This is a genomic window from Paenibacillus sp. USDA918EY, from assembly GCF_009870825.1.
Classification (GTDB): domain Bacteria; phylum Bacillota; class Bacilli; order Paenibacillales; family Paenibacillaceae; genus Paenibacillus_AQ; species Paenibacillus_AQ albilobatus.
This window is the reverse complement of the sequence record NZ_WTWY01000004.1, coordinates 277,170-303,112: the sequence shown is the minus strand read 5'-3', so window position 1 is coordinate 303,112 and position 25,943 is coordinate 277,170. Positions and strand designations below refer to the sequence as shown.

Annotated in this window: 29 protein-coding genes; 1 reads left to right on the top strand and 28 read right to left on the bottom strand. The window is 52.8% G+C overall.

Translation table 11 applies throughout. From position 1 onward, the window contains the following. Window positions 1–54: 54 nt before the first annotated feature. The 18 genes from GQY55_RS11505 to GQY55_RS11420 all read right to left on the bottom strand — a co-directional run bounded on the left by GQY55_RS11505 (window position 55) and on the right by GQY55_RS11420 (window position 17,576). Entirely contained in the window at window positions 55–1,557 is a 1,503-nt protein-coding gene (locus GQY55_RS11505) for an AAA family ATPase (protein ID WP_160041354.1), read from the bottom strand. Beyond that, complete coding sequence (locus GQY55_RS11500; protein ID WP_160041352.1) at window positions 1,557–2,081, bottom strand: hypothetical protein; 525 nt, start codon at window positions 2,079–2,081, stop codon at window positions 1,557–1,559. Before GQY55_RS11500 ends, GQY55_RS11505 begins: the two co-directional genes overlap by 1 nt. Window positions 2,082–2,409: 328 nt before the next feature. Beyond that, window positions 2,410–2,925, bottom strand: coding sequence for a cell wall elongation regulator TseB-like domain-containing protein (locus GQY55_RS11495; protein WP_160041350.1), 516 nt, complete (start codon window positions 2,923–2,925; stop codon window positions 2,410–2,412). Between the two features lie 23 nt (window positions 2,926–2,948). Further along, window positions 2,949–4,262 (bottom strand): amidohydrolase, encoded by a 1,314-nt coding sequence (locus GQY55_RS11490; protein WP_160041348.1) that lies wholly within the window; start codon window positions 4,260–4,262, stop codon window positions 2,949–2,951. Beyond that, the gene (locus GQY55_RS11485) at window positions 4,237–4,902 is read right to left on the bottom strand and encodes a redox-sensing transcriptional repressor Rex (RefSeq protein ID WP_160041346.1); all 666 of its coding nucleotides are present in this window, start codon (window positions 4,900–4,902) and stop codon (window positions 4,237–4,239) included. The genes GQY55_RS11490 and GQY55_RS11485 overlap by 26 nt, the downstream gene beginning before the upstream one ends. 60 nt (window positions 4,903–4,962) lie before the next feature. Further along, a complete protein-coding gene (gene dinG, locus GQY55_RS11480) occupies window positions 4,963–7,815 on the bottom strand; it encodes an ATP-dependent DNA helicase DinG (RefSeq protein ID WP_160041344.1) in 2,853 nt (950 codons plus the stop codon). Window positions 7,816–7,953: 138 nt separating this feature from the next. Then, window positions 7,954–8,586 carry a tetratricopeptide repeat protein gene (locus GQY55_RS11475; protein ID WP_160041342.1) on the bottom strand — a complete coding sequence of 211 codons (633 nt, stop codon included), beginning with the start codon at window positions 8,584–8,586 and terminating at the stop codon, window positions 7,954–7,956. Between the two features lie 124 nt (window positions 8,587–8,710). Next, window positions 8,711–9,094, bottom strand: a complete 384-nt coding sequence (gene panD / locus GQY55_RS11470; protein ID WP_160041340.1) for an aspartate 1-decarboxylase — start codon at window positions 9,092–9,094, stop codon at window positions 8,711–8,713. Further along, complete coding sequence (panC, locus tag GQY55_RS11465; protein WP_160041338.1) at window positions 9,087–9,980, bottom strand: pantoate--beta-alanine ligase; 894 nt, start codon at window positions 9,978–9,980, stop codon at window positions 9,087–9,089. Before panC ends, panD begins: the two co-directional genes overlap by 8 nt. After that, the gene (gene panB / locus GQY55_RS11460; RefSeq protein ID WP_160041336.1) at window positions 9,977–10,849 is read right to left on the bottom strand and encodes a 3-methyl-2-oxobutanoate hydroxymethyltransferase; all 873 of its coding nucleotides are present in this window, start codon (window positions 10,847–10,849) and stop codon (window positions 9,977–9,979) included. Before panB ends, panC begins: the two co-directional genes overlap by 4 nt. A 253-nt stretch (window positions 10,850–11,102) precedes the next feature. Next, window positions 11,103–12,080, bottom strand: a complete 978-nt coding sequence (locus GQY55_RS11455; RefSeq protein ID WP_160041334.1) for a biotin--[acetyl-CoA-carboxylase] ligase — start codon at window positions 12,078–12,080, stop codon at window positions 11,103–11,105. Continuing rightward, window positions 12,073–13,341 carry a CCA tRNA nucleotidyltransferase gene (locus tag GQY55_RS11450; RefSeq protein WP_236575548.1) on the bottom strand — a complete coding sequence of 423 codons (1,269 nt, stop codon included), beginning with the start codon at window positions 13,339–13,341 and terminating at the stop codon, window positions 12,073–12,075. The genes GQY55_RS11455 and GQY55_RS11450 overlap by 8 nt, the downstream gene beginning before the upstream one ends. Window positions 13,342–13,371: 30 nt before the next feature. Beyond that, entirely contained in the window at window positions 13,372–14,535 is a 1,164-nt protein-coding gene (gene bshA / locus GQY55_RS11445; RefSeq protein WP_160041330.1) for an N-acetyl-alpha-D-glucosaminyl L-malate synthase BshA, read from the bottom strand. Window positions 14,536–14,686: 151 nt separating this feature from the next. After that, window positions 14,687–15,388, bottom strand: a complete 702-nt coding sequence (gene bshB1 / locus GQY55_RS11440; protein WP_160041328.1) for a bacillithiol biosynthesis deacetylase BshB1 — start codon at window positions 15,386–15,388, stop codon at window positions 14,687–14,689. Continuing rightward, entirely contained in the window at window positions 15,385–15,804 is a 420-nt protein-coding gene (mgsA, locus tag GQY55_RS11435; RefSeq protein ID WP_160041326.1) for a methylglyoxal synthase, read from the bottom strand. The genes bshB1 and mgsA overlap by 4 nt, the downstream gene beginning before the upstream one ends. A gap of 21 nt (window positions 15,805–15,825) precedes the next feature. Beyond that, window positions 15,826–16,629, bottom strand: a complete 804-nt coding sequence (dapB, locus tag GQY55_RS11430; protein ID WP_160041324.1) for a 4-hydroxy-tetrahydrodipicolinate reductase — start codon at window positions 16,627–16,629, stop codon at window positions 15,826–15,828. A gap of 25 nt (window positions 16,630–16,654) precedes the next feature. After that, window positions 16,655–17,191, bottom strand: coding sequence for a tetratricopeptide repeat protein (locus tag GQY55_RS11425; protein WP_160041322.1), 537 nt, complete (start codon window positions 17,189–17,191; stop codon window positions 16,655–16,657). Window positions 17,192–17,246: 55 nt separating this feature from the next. Next, window positions 17,247–17,576, bottom strand: a complete 330-nt coding sequence (locus GQY55_RS11420; RefSeq protein ID WP_160041320.1) for a nucleotide pyrophosphohydrolase — start codon at window positions 17,574–17,576, stop codon at window positions 17,247–17,249. A gap of 186 nt (window positions 17,577–17,762) precedes the next feature. Between GQY55_RS11420 and GQY55_RS11415 the strand changes: the two genes are divergently transcribed. Further along, on the top strand, window positions 17,763–18,632 hold the full coding sequence (locus GQY55_RS11415; protein WP_160041318.1) for a YitT family protein: 870 nt from the start codon (window positions 17,763–17,765) through the stop codon (window positions 18,630–18,632). A gap of 136 nt (window positions 18,633–18,768) precedes the next feature. Here the strand turns inward: GQY55_RS11415 and GQY55_RS11410 are convergent, their stop codons facing one another. The 10 genes from GQY55_RS11410 to GQY55_RS11365 all read right to left on the bottom strand — a co-directional run bounded on the left by GQY55_RS11410 (window position 18,769) and on the right by GQY55_RS11365 (window position 25,940). Beyond that, entirely contained in the window at window positions 18,769–19,641 is an 873-nt protein-coding gene (locus GQY55_RS11410) for a sporulation protein YpjB (RefSeq protein WP_160041316.1), read from the bottom strand. 53 nt (window positions 19,642–19,694) lie between these two features. Continuing rightward, entirely contained in the window at window positions 19,695–20,327 is a 633-nt protein-coding gene (locus GQY55_RS11405; protein WP_160041314.1) for a DUF1405 domain-containing protein, read from the bottom strand. 201 nt (window positions 20,328–20,528) lie between these two features. After that, on the bottom strand, window positions 20,529–21,407 hold the full coding sequence (locus GQY55_RS31925; RefSeq protein ID WP_160041312.1) for a menaquinol-cytochrome c reductase cytochrome b/c subunit: 879 nt from the start codon (window positions 21,405–21,407) through the stop codon (window positions 20,529–20,531). A 19-nt stretch (window positions 21,408–21,426) separates the two neighbouring features. Then, window positions 21,427–22,098 (bottom strand): menaquinol-cytochrome c reductase cytochrome b subunit, encoded by a 672-nt coding sequence (gene qcrB, locus GQY55_RS11395; RefSeq protein ID WP_160041310.1) that lies wholly within the window; start codon window positions 22,096–22,098, stop codon window positions 21,427–21,429. A gap of 15 nt (window positions 22,099–22,113) precedes the next feature. Beyond that, the gene (locus GQY55_RS11390; protein WP_201452138.1) at window positions 22,114–22,656 is read right to left on the bottom strand and encodes a ubiquinol-cytochrome c reductase iron-sulfur subunit; all 543 of its coding nucleotides are present in this window, start codon (window positions 22,654–22,656) and stop codon (window positions 22,114–22,116) included. Between the two features lie 184 nt (window positions 22,657–22,840). Further along, complete coding sequence (locus tag GQY55_RS11385; RefSeq protein ID WP_236575547.1) at window positions 22,841–23,296, bottom strand: DUF2487 family protein; 456 nt, start codon at window positions 23,294–23,296, stop codon at window positions 22,841–22,843. Between the two features lie 77 nt (window positions 23,297–23,373). After that, entirely contained in the window at window positions 23,374–23,553 is a 180-nt protein-coding gene (locus GQY55_RS11380; RefSeq protein WP_036710053.1) for an IDEAL domain-containing protein, read from the bottom strand. A 22-nt stretch (window positions 23,554–23,575) separates the two neighbouring features. Then, on the bottom strand, window positions 23,576–24,082 hold the full coding sequence (locus tag GQY55_RS11375) for a gamma carbonic anhydrase family protein (RefSeq protein WP_160041306.1): 507 nt from the start codon (window positions 24,080–24,082) through the stop codon (window positions 23,576–23,578). A gap of 43 nt (window positions 24,083–24,125) precedes the next feature. Beyond that, window positions 24,126–25,259, bottom strand: coding sequence for a hypothetical protein (locus GQY55_RS11370; protein ID WP_160041304.1), 1,134 nt, complete (start codon window positions 25,257–25,259; stop codon window positions 24,126–24,128). A 93-nt stretch (window positions 25,260–25,352) separates the two neighbouring features. Beyond that, a complete protein-coding gene (locus tag GQY55_RS11365) occupies window positions 25,353–25,940 on the bottom strand; it encodes a histidine phosphatase family protein (RefSeq protein WP_160041302.1) in 588 nt (195 codons plus the stop codon). Window positions 25,941–25,943 lie beyond the last annotated feature (3 nt).

Sequence of the window (25,943 nt, the reverse complement as noted above, 5' to 3'; positions counted from 1 at the left end):
ATAATAATAACTTAGCATAAAAAAAAAGTAAAAAAAAAGACCAGCATCATAGAATTATGCTGGTAATTGGGAATGTTCACGAAATAGTCGACGGAATTGGTCGCCGGACAGCGTTTCTTCCTTTAAAAGGATATCGAGCGACTGCTCGTAGATTGTACGGCGTTCTTCAAGCATCGTCCGTGTCCGTGTCATGAGATCTTCCAGGATGGCGGTATTTTCTTTCATCAGCTCTTCTTTCGTGACCATATCCAAATCCACGATGCCTAGCGAGGTCAATCCGGATTTCATCATGGTCTGCACGATGTTGAGCGCCTGCTCGAAGTCGTTGCTTGAACCCGTGCTTCGTCCGCCGTAGAAAATTTCTTCCGACGCAGCTCCTCCAAGCGCAATCATAATCTGCTCTTCCAGGAACGTCTTCGTATACAGATACTGCTCCTGCGTCGGATTATGACGCACATATCCAAGCGCTTTGCCGCGCGGGCTGAGCGCTACCTGGCTTACGCTGCCGGGCCGGACGAGCTCCGCCATGATGGCATGTCCGAGTTCGTGGATCGCGACGCGTTTTTTCTCTTCCAGCGTCGATTCACGGTCGGTGCGTTCGCCCATCATCACTTTGTCAATGGACATGGACAAATGTTTTTGTTCTATTTCTTTCAGCCCTTCACGCATCGCATAAATGGCTGCTTCATTCATGACGCTCTCCAGCTGGGCCCCGGAAAAGCCAAAGGATTCTTCGGCGATTTTTCCGAGATCGACATCGGTTTTCAGCGGTTTGTTTTTTGCATGGAGCCGGAGAATATGCTCGCGGCCTTTTTTGTCGGGCAGATCGACCTGGATATGCCGGTCGAAGCGGCCCGGACGGAGCAGCGCGCTGTCGAGCATTTCTTTGCGGTTCGTCGCCGCGATCAGCAAAATTCTCGGACTGTCGGACGAATAAATGCCGTCCATCTCGGTCAGCAGCTGGTTCAGCGTCTGGTCGTATTCGCGCTGCTGGCCGCCTTCGCGTTTGCCGCCGATGACGTCGATCTCATCGATGAAAATGATGGCGCTTTGCTTGTTTTCCTTCACGGCGCGGTTTCGCGCTTCGCGGAACAATTCACGCACACGTCCCGCACCGACGCCGACGTACATTTCGACGAATTCGCTGCCGGAAGAAGCCACGAATACGGAATCCGTGTAATGAGCCGCGGCTTTGGCCATCAGCGTCTTGCCTGTTCCGGGAGGGCCCGTGAGCAGAATCCCTTTTAACGGGCGGATGCCCAGCTTGCGGATCTCTTCATGTTTAATCAAAAAGTCCAGGGCTTCCATCAGCTCCTGCTTGGCATGATCCTGCCCGCCGATTTCTTCGAACGTCAGCTTCTTGGGGCCTCTCTTCTTGCGTTTGCGTTCCGTTCCGGCCCCTACGGCCAGCCCGCCGCGAACGCTCGCCATGAACAGCAGCCCGCCGACAAGCAGCGTCGCGATGATCAGCGGAATGATGTTGACGCCGATATATGCCAGAAATATGAGCAGCACCGGAACGAATCCGATGAGAATCTCTTTGGACCATCTAGGCATTATTCCCACACCCCAATCTTTCCGGGGTTCCGGGGCAATACGATAAATTTGCTGTGTTCGCCGTCGCTAAGGCCGATATACACGTTTTTGGCATCCATTTCCGTTTGGGTTTTAATGCCGGTATCTTTCGCAAGCTGATCCAGCTTGGCCGGAATTTCGGTATATTTCTTGTTATCCATCGCTTCCGCTACGGAAAACATGGCCGAGTCCCAAAAACGGTTCAGCTTATCGGATGAGTGGTCCACAAAGTCGAAATTCAGCTCGCGGTTCCCCACCACCGATTTGCCTTGCGTCGTAATTTGATTCACAAGACCGGAAAGGTTCGTGTCCGGCTTCAAATCCAGCTTCAGGTTGATCTGATTGCGGCTAATATCGAATTGGGCGTTGTTGACGCCTTTATAATTTTGAACGATTTTCTGCAGCGGACCCTGCATCGTCGTTTGGCGGTAAATGAACCAGCCTCCGAACAGCAGCGCCGCCGATATGACAACAGTAATCGCAATTGGTATTGGACGCAGTTTCAAAACGTATGTCCTCCTCTCATATTCTAAAACTATTTTCTATATATATCATACGAAAAATAGACAACCGCGGCAAAGAGCTTTAAGCATAAGCATCTCGTCACGGTCATTCAGGACTTTTCCGATTTGCATTTCAACACGACTGTCACACCAGATCGATAGAGTATATCGAATCACTACAATGAAGAGTATATCACATCGTATATACTAAATCGAAGGTAATGTGTGAAAGTATTTAAAATATTATCCTGCTCACGCCAAAGAACCCCATTTTCATGAGGTTCTTTTTCATTCTTGAACGGACAAATCTACATATGACGCCTATTTTTCATTACCGGTTCGGCAGCGTAAACGGACCTCCGATGCTTTGGCCGTCGCTAAACCGATAGAATTGGTAGTAATAATGATCCTTCGACCAGTAAAAAAGCTGCCAGGCATACTGGCCGTTATACATTCCAGGCACGATCTTCAGCTTTTTCACGTCGGGTATCTCCTTCAGCGCCTTCTCCCTGACCTGATTTTCCGAAATGCCGTTTGAAAGCAGCTCTTCGTGAACCGTGCCTTCGCCGGATTTGACTTTGCCGTCTTCGTCCATCGTTACCCATACCATCACCGGCCGGTTGTCTTTGTCCAAGCCTTCGATCGCCCAGCAGATCGTATCCCACACCGATTTTTGGGCTTCGGTCACCTTTACGAGGCTGGTCTCCTGCTTCGCCTTCAGAATCGCTGCCGTCTCCTGGGCCCGGATGTCCTGAGTTACGTATATGTAATAACGGTAAAGTCCGAAAACAAGCAGCAGCAAAACGACGATTCCGAGAAAAATCCATTTCTTCTTATTCTTCAGCATAAGCTCCCCTATCTGTTACCGTCCTATCGGGCCAAGAGACCTTCAAAAGCGGCTTGGGCTTCCCGGCGGATGCGCTCTTCGTCCATGGTCAGGCAGGCGCCGTGTTTCACGACCTGCTTGCCGTCCACCCATACGTGCTCAACGTCTTTGCCGCAAGCTGAATAAATGGCGTGGGAAATCAGATCGGTGTGCGGAATAAAATGGGCCTGGTCGGTGTTGAGCGCGATGAAATCGGCTTTCATTCCCGGAGCCAGCGTGCCGACGTCTTTCAGGAAAAGGGACTCCGCGCCGTAGATCGTTCCCATTTTCAGCGCTTCGTACGCCGGAATTGCCGTCGGATCGCCGGAAACCCCTTTATGGATCAATGCGGCGAGACGCATTTCTTCGAACATATCCAAATTGTTATTGCTTGCCGCTCCGTCGGTTCCAAGAGAGACCGTCACTCCGGCCTTGAGCAAGTCCGTCACGCGCGCCACGCCGCTTGCCAGCTTCAGGTTGCTTCCCGGGTTATGGGAAACGGCCACGTTGTTGCTCGCCAAAATGCCGATTTCTTCATCGGTCAAATGAACGGCATGCGCCACCAGAGACGGTCTCGAAAATACGCCGAGCTTTTCCAGGTGGGCAACCGGACGCAGACCGTATTCCTTGACGTTTTGCTCCACTTCGGCCATCGTTTCGGACATATGGGTATGCATCGGCAGATCCATATCATGCGCCGCCTGCACGAATTTTTCGATATAATCCGGAGGGCAAGTATACGGCGCATGCGGCGAAATCATGGTCGTGATCCGGCCGTTGGCCTTTCCGTTCCAGTCGCGCGCGAATTGGATCGCCTCGTTCAGCTTGTGGCGCTGAAGCTCCTCGGAACACAAACCGATGACGCCGCGCATCAGGGAGGCGCGTATTCCCGATTCTTCCGTCACTTTCGCCACTTGATCCATATGGTCGTACATGTCGAGGAAGGTTGTCGTGCCGCCTTTCAGCATTTCCAGTACGGATAAGGACGTACCCCAGTAGACATCGGATGAAGTGAATTTGGCTTCCATCGGCCACATTTTTTCCTGAAGCCAGATTTGCAGGGCCAGATCATCCCCGTATCCGCGCAGCAGCGACATCGCCGCATGTCCGTGCGTATTGACCAATCCGGGCATAAAAAACAGATGCGTCCCGTCGAATACGGGAACATCGCCTTCAAGTTCCGGTTTTTCTTCCCCGATATAAGCGATGCGGTCGTCCTCGATCACCATATATCCGCGGATTACCGGCTTGTCTTGATCAGGCACGGCAAAGCTGCCGTTCGCGATGATCCATTTATTCGTTGTCTTGTTCTCCGTCATCGGTGGAACCTTCCTTTCCGTTATCCAAATAATATGCCAAGCTCAGCAGGTCGGTCGTAAAGTCCGCCGCATGAATCCGGATGTTGGCCGGAGCCTTCAGGATCGTCGGCGCGAAGTTCAGAATCGCTTCGATTCCGGCCCCGATCAGTTGATCCGCCACGTTCTGGGCTTCGACGGCGGGCACGGTGATGATGCCGATCCGGATATTGTGTTTTTTGATCGTGTCCGTCATTTCCTCCATCGGCTGCACCGTAAGCGTATTGATCCGTTTTCCGATCTTTTTCGGATTTTCGTCGAACACCGCCACGATTTTAATGTTTTCGCGAAGGTAATAGTTGTAATTCGAAAGGGCCTGGCCCAAATTCCCGGCGCCTACCAGCACCGCGTTGATCTGCTGGTCCAGGTTCAGAATGTGGCGGATTTTTTCGATCAGGTACGAAACGTCATACCCGATCCCTTTCCGGCCGAAATCGCCGAAATAGGCAAGATCCTTGCGGATTTGCGCCGGATTCAGGTCGAGTTTCAAGCCAAGCTCCTGGGAGGAGACCGTCGCAACCTCCCGCTTGTTCAAATCATTCAAATAACGTAAATATACTGGCAGTCTGCGGACGACCGCTTCGGAAATTTTCTCCGATTTCATGCTTGTTCCCCCTATTTAACAGCTTAATTTCTATCGTTAACATCGTATGAAAAGGGTGCGTTAACCCTCTTGAAGCCATTCAGATATACGGGGAACCATTTTTTCCGTATTCATATGCTCCATCTTTGGCCCCGGCAAGGAGTAGAGAAAATATTTCCCGTAATAAGACTCGATCACCCGCGTATCGTAAACGATGACGATGCCGCGGTCATTCGCCGTACGAACCAAGCGGCCGAACCCCTGTTTAAAACGGATAACCGCTTGAGGCACGGAAAGCTTCATGAACGGATTTTTTTTCTGGCGCTGTAAAAGCTCCGCTTTCGCTTCGTACAGCGGATGGTTTGGCGGCTGGAACGGAAGCCTTACGATCGCAAGGCAGGTCAATGCCTCGCCGGGGATATCGACCCCTTCCCAGAAGCTGCTCGTACCGAGCAGCACCGAAGCGCTGCTGTCCTGGAAACGTCTGATGAGCTTGGTACGGCTGCCGCTGTCGACGCCTTGGCCGAGAACGGTGATGTCGCTGCCCGCAAGGGCGTTTTTCAACGGCTCATGCACCTGCCGCAGCATCCGGTACGAAGTGAACAGCACCAGCATCCGCCCGTGCGTCGCAACGGCTGCGTCCGCCAAGGAGCGCACCAGCGTATCGACGAACACGGCGTCGCCGACGCTTCCTTTGACGCTGGGGAAATCCCGCGGGATGACGAGAAGCGCCTGGTCCCGGTATTTGAACGGAGACGGAAGCTGCACGGTCACGAGGCGACCGCTTTCCTGGTCTTCCTCCAGGCCGAGATTGTCGATCATATATTGGAAGGATTTGTCTACCGACAACGTCGCCGACGTTAAAATAACGCTTTTCTTTTTGTCGAAAAACAATTCCTTCAGCTGTTTGCTGACATCCACCGGGACCGCGTACAACTGCAGCGATTTGCTGCGGAAATGGCTGCTGGCTTCCATCCAATAAACGACGGTTTCATCGTTCAAGTTCATGAAGGTCCGCAGGTCGTCGCGTTCGGCGGCAAGATCCTTGAACAGGCCGCTGAGGTCTGTAATCAGGCTGTCGGCGCTGTAATCGTCTTCGTTTTCTTTGTATTCCGCCAGCATTTTTTCGCCGCGGCGGACGATCTCGCTGATTTTGACGTGGATCTGGTTTTCCAGCCCCTTCAGCGCTTCCCACTCCTGCGGCCATTTCGACGGCTGCAGCCGGAGCACGAATTGCCCCGCTTCGCCCGGCGAAACGTCATTTCGTTCCGGCATCAGGCCGAAAAGGGATTCGCTGAGCTTATCCCACGTTTCCTTGACGTCCACCAAATCTTCGCTCATGCGGTCAATCGCGGCGATCCAGTCGCTTGCCCGATCCTGTCCGGACGGCTGCAGCTGCTGGCGAAGAGCGATAAGCTGTCCGCTGCGCGAATCTTTGTATAGGCGTGTCAGCGTGTGGACGACGCTAAAATACTTCATATTCAGGCCTAGATGCTTGCCGGCCACGTCCTCCAAATGATGGGCCTCGTCGATGACGAGACGTTCGTAAGACGGCAGCAGCTGATGTCCTGCTTTGACGTCGGTGAACAGCTTGGAGTGGTTCGTGATGACCACGTCCGCGATGCCCGCCTCATGTTTCGCCCGGTGGTAATAACATTTGCGGAACCATGGACAGCTTCGTCCCAGGCAGGAATCCGAATCGCTGCTTACCGTTTCCCAGAAATCGCCGCCCCTTCCGCCGAGATTCAGTTCTTCGTCATCCCCGTTTTCGGTCTGCGCCAGCCAAACGATCATTTGCGCCGCCGTAATCGTATCTTCCTTGGGATTAAAAAAGTCTCTTCTGTTTATTTTATGTTCAAATTTTCTCAAACACAAATAATGTTGTCTGCCCTTAAAGACGGCCGCCTTGAACGGAAACGGCACAACCTGCGTCAATAAAGGCACGTCCCGCTCGCGCAGCTGCTCCTGAAGGTTGATCGTATGCGTGCTGATCATCACTTTCTGCTGCTGCTTGACGCTTTGGTATATGGATGGAATGAGGTAACCAAGCGATTTGCCGGTCCCCGTTCCCGCTTCGATCAGCAAATGCTTGTCTTCATTCAGCGCGTTCATCACCTGGTCGAACATCATCGATTGCGGTTCGCGCTCCTCGTATTGGGGCATAATAAGTTTAAGCCGTTTTTGGATTTCGCCCAAATATTCGTTGAATTCCATCCCGGCGAGCGGATTGCCTTCCGCCTCGTCCCGCGGAGGTTTCATCTCGGTCCAGTCCTCGACGGCCAGGGCGAACTGACGGTAGAAATTGTGGCTGTTCAAGTCCTGGATCGGCTCCTGCTCTTTTTGCTGGCACAATCCGTCGAAAAACCACCCGAGGTCGCTGTCTTCATCCGCAAACAGCTCGCTGAGCCGCTGCAGCGTAATGAGCGGAAGGTCGTTTAATTCTTCCAGACATTTTAAAAATACATATGCCGTGGCCAACGCGTCGCTATCCGCCTGATGGGGACGGTCATGCTGGATGCCGAAATGCGACGTCACCTGTCCCAATTGGTAGGAGGTCAACGACGGAAAACATATTTTCAGAAAATCCAGCGTGTCGAGAATTCGCCCGGAGAACGGAAGATAACCGCTGCTGTCGAGCGCGTTCTGCAGGAAATTGAAGTCGAATGCGACGTTGTGCCCCACCAGAACGACATCGTCCAGCATCGGCACGAGCTCCATCAGCATCTCTTCCAACGGCGGCGCATCCGCCACATCCTCTTCCGTAATGCCGGTAAGCCCCGTAATGAACGGCGGTATTTCCACCGTCGGTTTGACATAGGAACCGTACACGCGGGATATGGTCAAATCTTCTTCTATGATGGCAAGTCCAACTTGAATGATTTCATCGGCGGACTGGTTGCCTGTCGTTTCAAAATCCAGTACGGCAAATTTCATGATTCTTTTAATCCTTTCATTCCAGTCTCAATTACCAGCATAACAGAAGATTTCACATTTGAAAATTAACGGACAGCAAAAAGGCGATGCGCTAGGCGCTTACCGAAAGCGCATATGCATCGGCCTCTTCGCATTTTCCTACATCATCGAAATCAGCTGGCTGCCGTATTGAAGCTGACCGCGGTTCTGCTGGCACACCTTCAAATTAATGAGCGGATCGGGCAGCGAGGGATCGCACTGCAACGCGACGGTAAAAAATTCCTGCGCCTTTCCCGTCGCTCCATGCTTCGCGGCGATGCAGCCCAAAGCATTGTAAATCATCGCCTTCAGCTTTTGGCTTTTGGCGAGCGGAAGAATCCATTGGAAGTTTTTTTGCGCTTCCTCCGTTTCGTCCATATGCAAGTGGGACATGGCCAAATACATCCTTGCCAAAAGACTGTCGGGATATTGACGGATGACTTGGGAAAACTGCTGCGCGGCCTGACGGTACATCAGCAGCCGGAAGTAACCTTGACCGCGCACGAATGCGCTTAATTCCATTTCGGGCGAGCTCTGATGAGAAAATAAGGCGGCGGGCACCTCGACATGTTGGCGGAATTCCCCCATCTTTTCCTCGAAGGACAACCATTCATCAATGATGCCGTCGCTCATCGTTTTCAGCATGTTCCATTTCTGGATCAGCTGATGTTTCTGGGGCTCTTCCGCCGTCGGGTAATGTTTCATGATTTCATCTAACATGTGGTTCATTTCCGCGAATACATGCTGGAACATCGCTGCATCCCACCCTTAAACTAAAAATGAAATCAGTGCGGTCACCTGCATTCATTTTTTGTTGAAGCGGCGGTTTTCATTCTCCGCGGAGCCTGCCATTCCTTGTCTTCGTTAGGTGCCGCCCTTAAATGATCGTCGCGTGGACTTCTTTGTTCATCGTCGTCAGCGGCCGGTTCTGTTCATTGACGAACACGACCGTCGGTTTAAAGGTTTGGGCTTCGTCATTGGACATCATCGCATAGGACATAATAATGACCGTATCCCCGGGCTGAACCAAACGCGCTGCCGCGCCGTTAAGGCAAATGACGCCGCTGCCCCGCGGTCCCGGAATGACATACGTTTCCAGCCGGGCGCCGTTGTTGTTGTCGACCACCTGTACTTTTTCGTTCTCGAGCAGGTCTGCCGCTTCCATCAGCTCTTCATCGATCGTAATGCTGCCTACGTAATTCAAATTCGCTTCGGTAACGGTAGCGCGATGTATTTTGGACTTCATCATCGTTCTAAACATGTCTCAATTCCCCTTTCGGATGAAGCAAACTATTGTCGATCAAACGGGTTCGTCCGAATTTGACGGCGAGCGCCATCAACACGGCTCCGTTTTGTTCAAGGACGTTTTCGCCCTCCGCAAGCGGCGTCAGCGCCGGAAATGCCGCAACTTCGACATAGTCGATGTCGGCCAGCGGGGATTCCATGATTTTTGCGGTCAAAAAGGCTTTGGCTTCGCCCGCGGTCCGAATTTGGCCGTTCTCCAGCGCTTCTTTCGCTTCGCGCAGCGAACGGGAGAGGACCAGCGCCTGCTTGCGTTCTTCAGGGCTCAGATACACGTTGCGGGAACTGAGCGCCAAACCGTCCTCTTCCCGGATAATCGGGCAAGGGACGATGTTAACGTTAAAATTGAGGTCGTAAACCATCTGCTGGATGACGGCGACCTGCTGCGCGTCCTTCATGCCGAAAAAAGCGGCGTCCGGCTGGACGATGTTAAACAGCTTGGCGACCACGGTCGTCACACCGTCGAAATGCCCTGGACGCGAAGCGCCGCACAAGCCCGAAGTCACCTCGGACACGGCAATTTTCGTTTTGGTCGCCTTCGGATACATCGTCTCCACGGACGGAAGAAACACCAGATCGGCGCCGGCTTTTTCCGCAGCGGCCAAATCTCTTTGTTCATCGCGCGGGTAGGTTTCAAAATCTTCCGCCGGTCCGAATTGGATCGGGTTGACGAAAATGCTGACCACGACGATATCCGTTTTTTCCTTCGCGGCTCGGATCAAACTGGCATGACCTTCATGGAGATATCCCATCGTCGGCACCAAACCGACCGTTTTTTTCTCGTTCGATGATTTTAAATTCTGTATTTCGTTTCTTAGTTCTGCGATTGTTCGAACGGCTTTCATGCGTTATTCACCTTTTCCCGGCCCCGGCCGTACAAATTTTCCACGACATGGTCGTCTGCTGTGAATACATGGCTCTCATCCGGGAAAGAACGTTCTTTCACTTCTTTGACGTATTGAGCCAAACCTTCGCGGATCATCGTTCCGGCATCGCCGAACGTTTTGACAAATTTTTTGGTGCGGTACGGGGAAGCGTATTGGAATATATCATGGAAAACGAGCACCTGGCCGTCAACGCCGCGTCCGGCGCCGATGCCGATCGTCGGGATGGACAGCTGCGACGTAATATAGGCCGCCACCTGTTCCGTTACAAGCTCCAGGACGACGCCGAAGGCGCCGGCTTTTTCGAGAGCTTTCGCGTCTTCCAAAAGGCGTTCAGCATCCTGCTCGTCTTTCCCCTGAATCCGGTATCCCCCGATTTGGTTCACCGACTGCGGAGTAAGGCCGATATGTCCCAGCACGGGAACGCCGGCCGCAACGATCGTCTCGACGGCGGCGCTGATTTCTTTCCCGCCTTCCATCTTGACGGCATGGGCATGGCCCTCCTGCATCAGTCTGCGCACGTTGCGCAACGTTTCGTCGATGCTCCCGTGATATGTCATAAAAGGCAAGTCCGCGACAACGAAGGTATTTCCCGCCCCCCGGACGACGGAACGCGTATGGTACACCATGTCGTCGATGGTGACCGGAAGCGTCGATTCGTACCCGAGCACGACGTTGCCAAGCGAATCGCCGACCAAAATCATATCGACGCCCGCTTCCTCCGCCAGCCGTGCCGTCGGGAAGTCATAGGCGGTTACCATGCTAAGCGCGGTGCCCTCCTGTTTCATCTTTTTCATTTTTACGATGTTAAGCGGATGTTTCACTGCCATAGTGTGCAGCCCCTTTCTTCGGATGATTGCAACAAAAACAAAAAAACCTTTTAGCAGATCACTAAAAAGGTTCCGAAAGGGCAAAAAAGAGTCACTTGCGATCGTCCCTTCTGTCTCGGTCCCTTCGGCTCAGAGCAGAATCCAACGTATGCTTGCTGTATGCTGTTGTGATTCGATGCACATGCAGAGTGCAGTTCGGTCCAAATGCCGATACCGCCTCTACATGTGAGTATACCAAATCCCGCGAAAAATTTCATCGTCTAAGTTCGACATCTCCGGAAAAAACAGGGAGTTCCCGCCCATCCTCCGTCACGATCGTCAGCGCTCCGCTGTGATCCAGCTTTTTCGCATGGCCTGTTACGGGCCCCGCCGCCGTATAAACGGTGACTTGCTTTCCTAGCGTGACGGACAGCGCCTCCCACAGCAAGGCGATCGGAGCAAACCCTTCTTGCCGGTACAAGTCGTACAAGGCTTCGAATTCCTCCATCACCGCCGCAATGAGCTGCACGCGGTCGATCGCCTCTCCCGCTTCGATTTTCAAAGACGTCGCTACCGGTTTCAGCTCATCCGGGTAATCTTCGGCGTCGAGATTGGCGCTGATGCCGATTCCGGCAATGCAGTAACGGACGTATTCGTCCTCCGCGGCCGATTCCAACAGGATTCCGCATATTTTTCGGCCGTCGACAAGCAGGTCGTTCGGCCATTTGAGTCCGGCCATTACGCCGGTTACTCTGCGGACGGCTCGGCATACCGCAACCCCGGTCAGCAGCGTCAGCTGGGGCATGTAATGCAGCGGCTGGGCGGGCTTCAGCACCAGACTCATCCAGATGCCTTTGCCTTTAGGGGAAAACCATTTGCGGCCCATTCGGCCTTTGCCGCCCGTTTGCTCCTCCGCAACGACCAGCGTCCCTTCCGGGGCTCCTGCTTCGGCCAGCTCCCTGGCTTCCTCTTGCGTCGATACGCTCGTCTCGAGCACATCCAGCTTTAGGCCAAAGGTTTTCGTCTTTAACGTCTTTTTTAACGCCGAAGGATCGATTCGTTCGGGTTGGTTGACGATCCGGTAGCCTTTGTTCGGAACGGCTTCGAATTCGTATCCAGCCTCCCTAAGCTTGTTGATTTGCTTCCAGACCGCCGTGCGGCTGACGGACAACCTGCGGCTGATTTCCTCGCCGGACAAAAATTTCTGCGGATTCGCCAGCAGCAAATCCAGCAGCGTTAACTTTTCACTCATCGGTTGATATCACCTGTTTCGCTTCTTCGATTAATCGGTTTTTATCGTTTGGGAGCGCCCGCGAGGCGACCCGCAACAGCAAGTCGTTCAAGATTTCGCCCATCCACGGCCCGCCCTTGCGTCCCGACGCGGCCAGCAGATCCTTGCCCGTTACCGCCAGCTCGGACATCCGGTACACGGCCATTTCCTCCGTCCACGTCCGCCCGTTTTGGATGACGCCGATCGGGTAATCGTTTGCGGCCCCTCCGGAGCTCAGCGTATCCGCCAGCTGCAGCCACGCCTCGGAGCTTTCCCGCCCGAACCGAAGCACGATCCGGATCCACCCCAACCGGAGCTCCAAGGTATCGCCGATCGCTTTTACAGCTTCCCCGACGTTTAAAATGCCGACAATTTGCTCCCTCATCGCATTGGGGAAGGTCCAGTCCCGGAGGTGAGCATTCGCTTCGTCCGCCGATAACCCGCAGGCCAAAAGAAGAAACGCCCAACGGACCGTGACCCGTCCCGGCGGAATTTCATCGATCAGGCCGATCCATCCCGGTTCGGATGCATGCGGAAAAGGAGCTTTGGCGTAAGCCGGCAGCTTGCTGCGATACAGCAGGCCAAGTCCTCTCGACGGCTTGCTGCCTGCCATCATCTTTTCCAGCTCCACCCGGAACCGCTCCATCGCCACATGGCGGATGTTTTCCCGTTCCTCAAAAAGTCCTCTCCATGTCCGGTACGCAATGCCGAATCCGAACACCGAAGCGAACCGGATGCAGCGAACCATCCGCAGCGCATCTTCTTGAAAGCGCGTTTTTGCATCTCCGACGCAGCGGATGACGCGGCGGTTCAGGTCCTCTTTTCCGTGAAAAGGGTCTACGACGTTTCCGTCCAAGTCTCTGGCGATCGCATTGATCGTAAAATCCCGCCGCTTTAAATCTTCCTTCAAATCGCGAACAAAAGCCACCTCGGCAGGCCTTCGATGCTTCTCGTAAGCTCCTTCGACGCGGTATGTGGTTACTTCGAACGCGTAATTCCCGCTAAGCACCGTGACGGTGCCATGCTGGATCCCTGTCGGTACGGTCCGTTCGAACACCGTCTGGACCTCTTCCGGCAATGCGGAGGTGGTGATGTCCATATCGTCGACCGGTCTGCCCATCAGCTCGTCCCTGACGCAGCCGCCGACCCAATAGGCCTCATACCCGTGCTCAAGCAGCCTTGAGACCACTTCTTCGCCCTGCCGCGCCATGGCGGCGTCGGCTTGTTTCCATCGCACCAACATCATTCCTCCTAGCGTAACCCCGAACCCGGGTCAGCCGCAGACCGAATCCAGCTCCGGAACCCCTCGTCCAAGGACGCGGTAATAAATTTGCTCATATTGCTTCGTGATCAGCCCGTCGCAAAATTTCTCGCATGCTCTTTTCAAGCAGGCCTCCCGGAACGTGGAAGCCAACGTTTCATTGGACAGAAGCTGTATCGCGTAATCCGCCATCCGTTTCGTCTCCCCGATCGGAGCCAAAAATCCCGTTTCGCCGTGAACGACAAGCTCCGGGATGCCGCCGGCAATCGAGCCGACCGTCGGCACGCCGCAAGCCATCGCCTCCAGCGCAACCAAGCCGAAGCTTTCTTTTTCCGACGGAAGCAGCAGCACATCCGCCAGCGAAATCACCTGCGCGATGTCGTCCTGCTTTCCAAGGAAAAGCACTTTTTCCTGAAGGCCGAGCTCTTGGATTTTGCACTGCACTTTCGGCAGCTCAGGCCCTTCTCCGACGAGCAGCAGCTTGGAAGGAATCTTTTCGTGAACCCTCGCGAAAATGTCGACAACATCCCCCACCCGCTTGACGGGCCGGAAATTGGAAATATGCATCAATATTTTTTCATGCGGCTCGGCGTAATCCCCCCGCAGCGAGGAGATGTCACGCGGATAATAAATCCGTTTGTCCACGAAATTGTACGTCAAATCGATGTCGCGGCTGATGTCGAGCACTTCCCGCGTCTCCTGAATCAAGTCCTGGGAAACGGCCGTCACCGCATCGCTTTCGTTGATGGCCAGCCGGATCAGGTCTTTTAACGACTCGTCCTGCGCCAACACGGTAATGTCGGTGCCGTGAAGCGTCGTCACGACCTTCAGCTGGTCTCCCACCATCTGTTTGGCAAGAAAGGCGCAGACCGCATGCGGCACGGCATAATGGACATGCAAAACGTCAAGCTGCTGCATTTTGGCAACCTGCGCCATTTTCGTCGCCAGCGACATTTCGTACGGCGGATAGCGGAACACGTAATAGTCGCTCACTTCCACCTCGTGATAAAAGATGTTTTTATGAAACGTTCCGCCGAGGCGGAACGGAATGCTGTTCGCGATAAAATGGACCTGATGCCCTTTTTCGGCCAAAAGCTTCCCAAGTTCGGTCGCCACGACGCCGGAACCGCCAAGGGAAGGGTAACACGTGATTCCTATTTTTAATGGTTGGCTCAATTCTTCCTGCCTCCCTTACGAAAAGATGTGTTTAAGATTTTTTGTCCTGAAAGCGAAAGAATATCGTCTATCGGCGTATCTCCACAGAAGACAGTCAGAACTGACCCTCGCGCAGCTGCCGAAGATCAGTCCTGACTTGTTGAAAGGATCTCTACATGAATTTGTCCACGAGAAACGGCGAACGCGCCGCGAAACCTTCCGCATACGGAATCAGCCGGCGCTGTCCCGTCAGCTTGTCCCGGGAACGGACGCGTTCGATATACCCTTGATTGAGCGGAGTCGAAACGGCATCCTCTTCGCCGAGGGCGCTCTCAAACTGGGAGCGGTAGCAGAGAAGCGCTTGTTCCTTTCTCGCCTGCTCGGCGGTAATGTCGACCATGACATCCGCCCGTCCCATATCATTAATGAAGTAAAAATAAAGCTGTTCCACAAGCACGGCAGGCATGTCCGGCATGTACCGGCGGAGCTTGGCGTTGAACACGGCTTCTTCCACCAGCTTGCTGCACGCGACATGATCCGGATGCCGATCCTCCCAATAAGGAGCGAACACGATGCGGGGAGCGTAACGCCGAATTTCTTCGGTGATCCGCTGTACATGCCCAGGGGTGATAAACAATCCCCGGTCGGGCAGACCAAGGTTGCTTCGCATCGCGAGCCCGAGTACCCCGGCCGCCGCTTCGGCTTCCTGCCGCCGCCGTTCCACCGTGCCGTTCGAAGACATCTCGGCATAGGTCAGATCGCAAATGCCAACGCGGTAACCTGCGTCCACATGCTTGATAATGGTGCCGCCCATGCCGATTTCAGCGTCATCCGCATGCGCGCCGAACACCAAAATATCCAGCCTTTCGCTCATTCCTCAACACCAGGCTTGTATTTATGTACGAGCTCGCGCCATGCGAAATCGCCGCGGTCCAATGCTTTCACCAAAATTTCCGCGGTTGCGATATTCGTTCCGAGCGGAATCCCCTGTACGTCGCAAAGCCGCAGCAGCGCGTTGATATCCGGTTCATGCGGCTGAGCCATCAGCGGGTCGCGCAGGAAGATGATCAGGTCCATCTCGTTTTGGGCAACAAGCGCCCCGATTTGCTGATCGCCGCCCAGCGGGCCGGACATGAAGCGGTGAATTTTCAAGCTCGTGTTTTCCATGATCCGTTTGCCGGTCGTTCCGGTCGAATACAGTTCATGGCCTTCAAACACATTTTCGTATGCCGTGACAAAATTGACCATTTCGTCTTTTTTGCGGTCGTGTGCGATAAACGCGATTTTCATCCTGTCCCACTCCTTCGGAAGCTACTCTATAAAATGATCGAATCCGTAAACCATGCCGGTGTAACCCATAACCTTTTCGATCGCCATTTTGACACCCGGCATATATCCTGCCCGTTCATAGGAATCGTGGCGTATTTTTAGCGTCTGCCCGAATCCGCCGAAGATGACTTCCTGCTGGGCGAAAACGCCCGGCAGACGGACGCTGTGAATGCGGAAGCCGTTGTAATAGCCGCCGCGCGCGCCTTCAATCGTCTCTTCTTCCTTCGGATTGCCCTGGCGAATTTCTTCGCGGTTCTGGGCGATCAGCTCGGCGGTTTTGACCGCGGTGCCGGAAGGAGCGTCCAGCTTCTGGTCCCCATGGTATTCGATGATCTCCAGATGAGGAAAATACTTGGCGGCTTGTGCCGCGAATTTCATCATCAAAATGGCGCCGATCGAAAAGTTCGGAGCGATCAAGCCGCCGATGCCTTTGCTTTGGCACTGCTTGTCCAACTCTTCGATTTGTTCCGGGGTAAACCCGGTGGTCCCGATGACGGGACGGACGCCGTGGGCAACCGCAAGCGCGGTGTTGGCATAAGCGAATTGCGGCGTCGTGAAATCGACGAGCACGTCCGGCTTCGTTTCGACCAAAGCAAGCTCCAGATCGCTTGTCACCTTGACGCCGCATGCCGGCAGACCGACGAGCGTTCCCGCATCCGTTCCTTCATGGGACCGGTTCACCGCAGCGGCCAGCTGCAAATCCGGATCCTCGAGAACCAGCTTGACAACCTCTTTCCCCATTCTTCCGGCCGCACCGGCCACCGCAACTTTGATTTGATTTGACATCAGCTTTTCCCCCCGCTTTTCTTCGCTACGTAGTTGAATCATGCAAATAGGCGCTCAACCGGTTTTTGAGCTGATCCAGCATGTCATGCAGTCCGTTATCCTGCGGCTGAAGGGCGATAGCTTCTTTTAATGATGCAATCGCCAGCGCGTGCTCGTTGAGCTGGGTGTATGCGACGGCAAGCCAAATGTAAGCCTCTCCGTACAGCGGGTCAAGCCGTACGGCTTCCTTCAGGCCGGAAACGGTTCGGTACAGCTCGCTGGCAGGCGCCATATCCCCGGAATCGAGCACCTTTTTTGCGTCCTGCACCAGCCGCATCGATTGCAGATGATGCAGATTCAGGGCATATTCCGATTTGTCCGGGTCCAGCTCGCAGGCCTTATGCGCATGCTCGAGCGCTTTTTCGAGCCTTCCGCTTCTCGCATAGGTCACGGAGCAGCGGTAACGGATTTCAGCGGAACCCGGATCCTCCGCGGCAGCCGCTTCAAACCACTGAAGCGCCCCTTCGAAATCATTTTGCAAAATGCAGCGGTATGCCTTTTGAACAAATTGTTCGGATTTCATCCTGCCGTACTCCCCCTGTCATTACGGGCTATTGTACAGCATATGTATGACGGGCTTATTCGGTGTCCTTTTTCGTCCACCGGTCGGCGTCACGCGTGTTGAATTTATGCATGACCTTGTCATGCGCCTCCGTCAGGTCGATCCCGAGGGAATTCGCGAAACAGATCGTAATGAACAAAATATCGCCGAGTTCAAGCTCGATCGAGTTTTCTTCCTCCGTGGCTTTTTTCGGTTTTTCTCCGAAGGAATGATTGACCTCGCGAGCCAGCTCGCCGACCTCTTCCGACATCCGCGCCAGCATGGACAAAGGACTGAAATATCCTTCTTTGAACTGGGAGATATACCGGTCGACTTCCCTCTGCATTTCAGCTAGTGTCTTTTCCATCTCGGATGGACCATCCCCCTTTAAATCTGCATGTTCTACCCCGTTAAGACAAGGTATCAGTTTACTCCATATGTTATCGCAAAGGCGAAATGAACACAAATCTTTTTTAAATCCCCCCGAAAAAGGTATACTATGATTGGAGCGAAGAGCTTGTTCTTCCTACTTCTGGTTAATGCGAGGGGTTTCATGACGTTATCAAAATGGATTTCACCTTTGAAAACGGTTTTGCCGATCATTCTCGGGGCCGCGGTTTACGCGTTCGGACTTTTGTATTTCATCATTCCCAACCAGCTTATGGAAGGCGGGGTCACCGGCGTCACCGTCCTGCTCAACTACGCGTTCGCCATACCGCCCGCGCTTTCGACGCTCATTTTGAACATTCCACTTTTCTTGCTTGGACTCAAAATCCTCGGCGGCAGGCAAATGATTTACACCGGCGTCGGCATCGGCGCGCTGACGTTCTTTTTGTGGCTGTTCGAAAAAGGGATCAACCGGGGCTGGATCACCCCTTTCAAAACCGAACACGATTATATTCTCGCCTCCCTTTATGCCGGCGTCACGCTTGGGGCGGGGCTCGGAATCGTGTTCCGGTTCGGCGGGACGACAGGCGGCTCGGATATCGTGGCTCGGATCTGCAACCGCAAATTCGGCTGGAGCATGGGCCAGATCATTTTGGGCATCGACATCGTCATTATCGGCGCTTCCCTATTTTTTATCCCGAGAGAAAGAATTCTATACACGCTTGTCGCCGTGTTCATCTCGTCCAAGGTCATCGATTTTATCCAGGAAGGCGCTTATGCGGCCAAAGCGTTTACGATCATCAGCGACCACGCCCCGGCGATCGCCGACAAAATCACGGCCGAAATGGACCGCGGCGTCACGCTGATTCCGGCCATCGGCGCGTATTCCAAACAAGCCAAGCATATGGCGTATTGCGTCGTCGCCAGACATGAAATCCGGAGATTGAACGAGATCGTCAAATCGATCGATCCCCGGGCGTTTGTCATCATCAACGACGTTCATGACGTGCTGGGGGAAGGGTTCAAGGAAACCTGATGGCGCCTGATGGCTTCCCCTTTTTCACTCGTGGGAACTCCATTCAAAAATGTTTTGGGCAAAAACTCGGGCATAAAACGTTGCGTACGCCAAAAAAAGCTCCTCCGAACCTTTCGTTCAGGGAGCTTTTTGAGCGTTACGTCCTTGGCGTCACTTTTTTAAAGCTGTTTTTTTCGCCTCTATATTTTCGGTAAGCGGTATAAGCAAGGATGACGGCGATAAAAGCCCCTCCCCAAAACAGCCACGGCCATGACCCGTCGACCTGTTCAAGCGGCGCCAGCGCCGGATAATCCTTTTTCTTGCCGAATAACCCGTTAAACATTTCTTCGCCCTGCCCGATCATGCTTTCGACCTCGGCCGGTTTGGGCGTCACCGCATTCACCAGTCCTCCCATGTAAGACATCCAGGAATCCGCCATCGTCACGTCCGAAGGGGTTCGTTGGATGATAACCGCCGGACGAATGACTTCATAATGCTCCTGAAGGCGGTCATACGCTTTTTTCACGCCCAGCATGTCTCCTTGATCGAGCCCTGCCCTCATCAGGTTGAGTTCCTCGCGGATCAGCTTGTAATATTGAAGCCAAATCGGCTGTTTGGGATTGTTTAAACTGTCGGCTGCCATCCTTAGTTTGGCGGACGCGGTAAACCATTGATCCTTATCGATCTGCACCCGCGCAATAGCTTCCTTCATTTCGATGATGCTCTCCGACAGGGCGTGCATGCCTTCGACGGTGGTCAGCTTTTGCAATGGGGAGGATTCGAAAATGACGTTGATCTCCTGCAGCTTGGCCTTCGTCTGATTGATGTCGCCCGCAAGGACGTGCTGGTAAAGCTCATCCGCCTTCCGGCTTAACGCTGCCGCCTGCTTGGCGGCATCTTCAGGCCTTTCGGTCATTAGACGGTCGGCCGCAAAAGCCTGCGGGGCCGCAGCCTGCATGGACAGGATCAAGGCTGCGAGCCATATGATAAACCATCGATATTTGCGATTGAACGGTAAACTCCGCAACATAGGACATCCCTCCTACCGTAAATGTATGGCAGAAGGGATGGACATAGAACAAGCTATGCGGAATTGCGTTTGCTCAACCGGAGCACAAGCCAGGCCAGCAGGACGCTGAACAGGGTGAGGCCCAGCGTGAAATTTTGCACGCCTTCAAGATCGTCGCGCAGCACGTCGGGAAGCCACGGGTATACGCCAAACGTGTAATCCACGAAGTCGTTGAGAAACGTCCACGCCGCAGCCGGAATCAGCATGATCGCCCCGAAGCGGAAAAAGCGCACAAACAGCAAAGCTTCGATCGCCATGACCAGATGCGATGCGACCAGCATCCAATCCTGCCATACCAAATGGTCGCCTTGCGCGGCTCCGGCAAAGATGATGCTCACCGCCCATACCCCGTATTTGACGGAGGTGACGACGGCCAGCGATTCCATCAACCGGCTGAATCCTTTGAAAAATGCCGACTGCGGCGGATATAAAAGAAACAACACGGCGATCGTAAAAAAGAGACTTGCCGTCGGGCTGTCCGGGACGAATATCACCTGCCAGACCGCGTTGTGCGCGAGCGTATATTCGATTTGGTCGCCGTACCACATATATCCGTAAACCGTTCCGATCAAATTGCACCAAAACAGGAGCCACAAAATAACCCGGTTGGTCAAAAATGCGCGGCTCCAGAAAAACGAAATGGACACCTGCCGTCCCTCCTGGCGGCATGCGATCATTGTAATCGCCGTGGGGTTACAAATGATCCCTTCCGCTAAAATAGTTTAGTATACAATGACTGAATAAAAGGACCTTTTTGTATGTTCAATCATGCCATTCATGAACGATACGCCGCCCTTTAAAAAAACCTGACCGCTTTCACGATCAGGTTTTTCGTAAGTATATTCGGCTTATTTAGCTTCGGCCTTTTGTTTGGAAAGCCAATCGGCCAAATTATCTATGTCTTTGTCCGTCAGGCCTGCCGCGATCGCATTGTCATACTGCGCCGGCATTCTTCCTTCGTAACCTTCTTTGATAATTTTCATGATCGCCGCTTTATCATGTTTGTCGCCTACACCACGAAGCGATGGTCCGCTGGCACCCTTCAAATCGGCAGCGTGGCAAGAGATACAGCCCGCTTTCTTGAAGGATTCCATCGCCGGGTTTTCTTTATCGACAATCGCAATTTCTTTCTGTTGGTTGCCGCTTGTCGTCGGAAGGCCTTTGGCTTTGTTCTCGGCAGCTTTTTCTTCGCGCTGAATGTTTTCAGGCACTTGGCCGGATTCAGCCATTTCCATTTTGTAATGATGCCATGCACTGTTCGTCAAATACACGCATGCAATCAAAGAAAGAATCATCAGCGACGAAGCGATCGGTCTCCGATAGAAGCGGCGCTCCTTGCCCGTATCAATGAACGGAGCGAGCAGCAGCGAACCGAAGGCAACGCCCGTTACGCCGATCGTACCAAGCACGATGTAATCACCGGATGCATAAGGCATCTTCAGGTACTGATACAGGAACAGGAAGTACCAGTCCGGCATCGGAATGATCGAAGCGCTCGGATTCGCCGGGAACCATAATGGTGCAGGTTCAGCGATGGTTAGCACCAAAAATCCTACGAGCACGACAACGCCGACCATCCATTCTTTCAACAGAAAGTTAGGGATGAACGCTTCCGATTTGCCTGGATACGCGGTGTAATCCGGAGGAGTGATAAACCCTGCGCCTTTTTTGACGCGGGAGTCTCCTACGTACACAACTTTTTCTTTTGAATTTTTCCCGTGTGCCATCGATATTCCTCCCTTCTTATTATAGTGGACCGGAAATGCCCTGTCTGCGGATCATAATGAAGTGTCCCACCATCAGTACGAGCAATACGGCCGGGAGGAAAAATACGTGCAGTGCAAAGAATCGTGTGAGCGTTTGCGCGCCGACGATCGTTCCGCCCTGCAGGAATTCCTTGATGATTGGCCCAAGCCAAGGAACGGAATTCGCGATTTCCAACGTAACCTTCGTTGCGAAGTAAGCTTTGTTATCCCAAGGGAGCAGGTAGCCTGTGAGGCCCAGACCCAACATAACAAAGAAGAGAAGCATACCAACGACCCAGTTCATTTCACGCGGCGCTTTGTAAGAGCCCGTGAAGAACACGCGCATAGTATGTAAGAACATCATGACGATGACAAGGCTTGCGCCCCAGTGGTGCATACCGCGCACGATTTGGCCGAACGCCACTTGCGTTTGCAGGTATTCAACGCTGTTGTATGCGTTAATGATGTCCGGTACGTAATACATCGTCAGGAACATCCCCGACAGAATCTGGATGACCGTGATAAAAAACGTCAATCCGCCAAAGCAGTACACGAAAGCGGAGAAATGATGCGCCGGGTTAACATGCTCAGGCACTTCGTGGTCAGCAACGTCTCTCCAAATCGGCGTGACATCAAGACGTTCGTCAATCCAGTTGTAGACATTCTTAAACATCCGAATCTACGCCTCCTATTTCACTTCAGTATTTGGCTCAACCTGTCCCAAATACACCCAACCGTCCTGCAATTTCAATTTGTACGTATCGAGCGGTTTAGGGGCTACAGCCAAGTTCTTGCCGAGTTTGTTGTAACGTGCGCCATGGCATGGGCAGTGATACTCGTCAGGGAAATTTTTATCATTGTTCCAGCCGACCGTACAGCCAAGGTGTTTACAGATCGGGGACAACGCATAGATTTTCCCTTTTTCATCCTTACGGATCCAAGCCGTCAATGTTGCCTTGCTCGCATACCATCCATCCTGCTGCTGGAGTTCAAAAGAGAATTCCTGAGGCTCGTCTGTAATTTTGCTTTCTTCCACGACCTTAATGAATTCGCCTTCACCTTTTTTATGCAGAATCGGATCAACTGCAAACCGCACCATCGGGAGCACAGGCCCCATAGCCATAAATGCGGTTGCACCACCTAAAGTATAAGCAAGAAATTGTCGACGGGACATTTCTTTACGCCCGGGTGGTTTCTCAGATGGTTCATGGTGGTCATTTTGGTTGCTCATAATGTCTTCAACCCCCTTTGTCAACCAATTCTTTAAGTGCTTTCAATGATTATCATCACACGACTTACTAGGACATAATAATAATATATTAGCCTTATAAGACCGTCAAGAATATCCAGATCTTTTTATTCTATAGTTGAAGAATTAACCAAATAAATTGTTGAATTTCTGTCACAATTACTTCTTAGGTTCCGGAGTTCCATAATTTATGAATTTCGCCCTGCACAATCCCAGCCAATTCCTTGCCATTCTCCGCTTGCATGGCCGGCCGCGCCAGGATCAAATCGGCATCCGGAAGATCCTTTTCGGGGAGGCTGCAGTCCGCCGACATTACAACCACATGCTTAAACCCGGCTTTTTTCACGTTTCGGCAAATTTCATTCAAAAGCGACAGTTCCTGCTGCAATCCGTATTGGAACGCAGGATATGTAATCATTCTCCCCTTAAACGGAATCTCGACCAGGTCCAAGAAATCCCGCAGCCGCTCCAGCGCCGCCGTGGCCTCGATCGGGTTTTCGTTTCCGGTTAATCCGGTGTAGGGAATGAGACAAGTGTCAAAATACGGCTGAAGCTCCTGCCATGACGACTCGTCCACTTCGCTGAATTTCATCGATTTCACCCTTCCATCATTTTTCTCCATTATATTTCATATTATGCCTCGACAGAAGAAAAAAAGAAATGCAGCCAGCTTATCCGCTGACTGCCTTCTATTTTCGCTTAATTCAGCAACCTCAGTTCATCCGTTAGATTGCGGAAAGCCGATTCGTCTCCGGTGGCAAGCGCGCGGTCGATTTCGCGGTAAAGCTCCTCGCTCCGGTGTTTGCGCAGCGCTTCGTCCCATACCATTTCGGCAGCCAGCCCCAACATGACTTCATACGTAGCTTTCATTTTATCCATAGGATGCACCTCCAAACATTGTCTAGAACATCCTATACTCCTTCCCCTTCTCCACGTAATTTTGGGTTGTGCGGTACATTCGCTGCAAATCCGCATCCGTCAATTCGCGGACTACTCTTGCGGGAGAACCCAGGGAAAGCGTATAGGGCGGGATTTTTTTGTTTTCAGTAACGATACTGCCTGCACCTATTAAAGCATATTCTCCAATTTCGGCTCCGTTCAGGACAATGGCCCCCATGCCGATTAATGTACCTTTACCTATCGTGCACCCGTGAATGATGGCGGAATGTCCAACGGATACGTCGTCAGCCACGATCAGCGGCTCATCCGTATTCACGTGCCCGACGGTTCCGTCTTGAATGTTGCACCGCTTACCAATCACGATTGGCGCCATGTCGCCCCGAAGCACGGCATTGTACCAAACGCTCGAGTCCGCTCCGATCTGAACGTTCCCGATAATTTTCGCCCCTTCGGCGACGTATACGGAAGGGTGAAGCTTCGGCATATGCTGACCGTAACGCAATAACATTTCTCATCACTCCTAACTTTGGGAGTGATTTTAACAACTTTTCTCAGCTCTTGTCAATGGACGAATGAAGTTTTCCTTCGCCCAAAACGGAGCTCTTGCCGGCGATCCGGAGCCCCCAGGCCGTCATTTGTACGACGGGGCCGTGCTCGCCGCTTTCTCCGATCCGCAGCAGCCCTAAATGGAGCATCATTTTCATGATGCGTTCATTGAGAATCGATTCCGCGGAGTCGTAGTAATAAGGTTTGATCAACCAGCCGATCGCCTGATGCAGCGATGACACGGTGACCCAATCCTTGGCGCATTCGCTCATCCAGTATACCAATGACGTCAGGTTAGGGATGGCTCGTTTATATAGCCTTAACCAGAAACGGAACATTTGCACCATGCTCTCTTTCATACCGCCTTCTATCATTTCCGTTCCTTTCGGAGTCAGGAAAAGCCGCCCCACGTCTTCGGCAATGTACTCGTTGTAGTATGCAAAATCGTACAGCAAAGCAAACCGGCTTGGGTAAGAGCTGAATGATCTGCCATATCCGAAACGCCATCCGCCTTTTGCGACCAGCGGCTCGTTGACATGCAGCATGTCCATCACTTGCTGCTGTTGGCGACGATACATCACGGACTCCTGATTAAGCTCGATGTCCTGATCGCGAACATACCGTAAAAACAGCAGCAGATCTTCTGCATACAGATGCTGCTCCTCCCGATAAACTTCCGGTTCCCCGGCTCGGAGCACCCGTTTGCGAAGCATGGCGCCGAGCTCTTGACGAAACCTATCCTTCAGGTCATTCGGCATTTGGAACAGAAATCTCGTGCTTTGGGTCATTCCGTTGAACAGCCATCCGCTCCGTTTATACCTTGCGATGGCTTCCCTGGGACTTTCCGCTTTATGCTTGTCCTCAACCTCCGCATCAAAAGCGGACTGCCCAATGATCGCTTGCAGCTCTTCCAGGCTGTAGGAACTCCGGCCGTCAAACAAGAGGGTGTTGAGAAAACGCAAATCTTTTGCCGAGCTGCTGCTGACCTGGTGCTCGATAAATTCCCTACGGTTTAGCATAACCAAAATGCTCTGGATCAGTTCATGTTTGGAATTCCGCTTGCACTCGCATTCGTAATGCTCCGCAATGGTCGTCAGCTGGCCGATGTCCGCATATGTCAGCATATCCGCTAAATTCATCTCTGATCGCCTCGCCGTTTTACTACCATTATGGGAATTATTACAATTTTTATTCGGCGGAAGCAAAAAAAATAACCCGAACCAAAGTCCGGATTATTTTTTGGCGTCAAGGAGATGACGCGTGCAATTATAAAGGAGAGGGACCCATTCCAGATCCTTTTTCTCCAAAATCGTCAATGACAGATTGCCGATCCGCTCCGTAAACCGGTCCTTGTAAAGCGCGCGGTATAACTGGGCAAGAAATCCGCCATGGGAGACAACCAGCATGTTTTTGCCGGGATACGTTTTCCCCATGTCCTCCATAAAAGCAAGGGCGCGCGCCGTGATCTCCTCATCCTTTTCCTGCCCAAGCTCCCTGCTGTTCCAGTCATGCCCCCACTTGCTTTCGCGCTCTTCCAAAGTCAGTCCCTCGACCTCTCCGTAGGACCGCTCGTTCAATCGGACGTCGGGTGCAAGCATCGGAATGTTCAGCCTGGACGCGATGATCCTGCCGGTTTCTTCCGCGCGGGACAGCTTGCTGCTGATCAAGAAATCCCAAGCGTACGGTTCTCTTAACAATCTTTCGGCAAGGAGATCCGCTTGTCTTCTCCCTTCGTCGTTTAGCGGGATGTCGCTTCGTCCTTGAATTTTGCCCAACATGTTCCAATCCGTCAGGCCATGCCTGATCAGACCGATCATCATGAT